This window comes from Neisseria sp. P0009.S007 (assembly GCF_051962515.1).
The window spans coordinates 1-939 of record NZ_JBQCVF010000618.1 but is presented as its reverse complement, the minus strand read 5'-3'; the positions used below and the strand labels follow the sequence as shown (position 1 = coordinate 939).

Sequence of the window (939 nt, the reverse complement as noted above, 5' to 3'; positions counted from 1 at the left end):
CGTGCTGACCGTACCTGCATGGCTGCTGTTTTATCAAGGCAAGGAAGTAGAACGGATGGCCCGCTTCATCCCTCAGGTACAGATGAAGCAGACATTGGCAAAATGGACAAAAGTAGCAGAAAGCGAACATCAGTAACCGGTCTATCAATGTTTCAGACGACTGCGGTCTTGATAATGATGCAAGTGGTCAAATTTTTAAGATGATTTGCAAAACACTTAAAAATTTGACCGCTCTTTATTACGAAAAAGGTCGTCTGAAACGGTTTGTAGACTGAGATGATTATTGATGAAACGCTGTGATTTGTACGCTAAAACCATCTTCTGAAAATTCACTTTGACATTTCCCATCGTTACCTTTAAAATGCGTTCAAGTTTTTAAACTTATAAACTCAAGAAGCCGAATATGCCACACCAAACCATGAATTTAATGCGCGAGTGCATTCCCATTTTTACCGTGTTGAGCGATGAAAACCGTCATCAAATCCTGCGTGTGCTGTGGGAACACGGCAAGATGAATGTGAATGAGCTGACCGAGCATCTACATCTGTCGCGCCCTGCGGTGTCGCATCACTTGAAAATCATGCTGCAAGCCGGAGCGGTGGCGGTGGAGCAGGTCGGCAAAGAGCGGTTTTACAGTATTGCCATGGCGGATGCGGTGGCGAGGTTAAAACAGCTTGCCGATTTGATGGCACAAAATTGCCCACTTTCAAAATAGGGTTATCCATTAACCCTTTATTTTTACCTAAATACGTTTACATTTTTAAACTTATTAACTTAAAGGAACGATTATGTTATTCACGCCATTCACTTTTCCAAACGGCAAAACCGCTAAAAACCGTATCTTCAAATCCGCCATGGAAGAGCAACTTGCCCAAAACGACCAGCCGTCTGAAAAACTCGTCCGCCTTTACGGCACTTGGGTAGAAGGCGGTGCGGGCG

Annotated in this window: 1 protein-coding gene; it reads left to right on the top strand. The window is 44.1% G+C overall.

From position 1 onward, the window contains the following. Nucleotides 1-403: 403 nt before the first annotated feature. Nucleotides 404-715 carry an ArsR/SmtB family transcription factor gene (locus tag ACTHS3_RS15200; protein ID WP_070608353.1) on the top strand — a complete coding sequence of 104 codons (312 nt, stop codon included), beginning with the start codon at nucleotides 404-406 and terminating at the stop codon, nucleotides 713-715. Nucleotides 716-939: the final 224 nt, after the last annotated feature.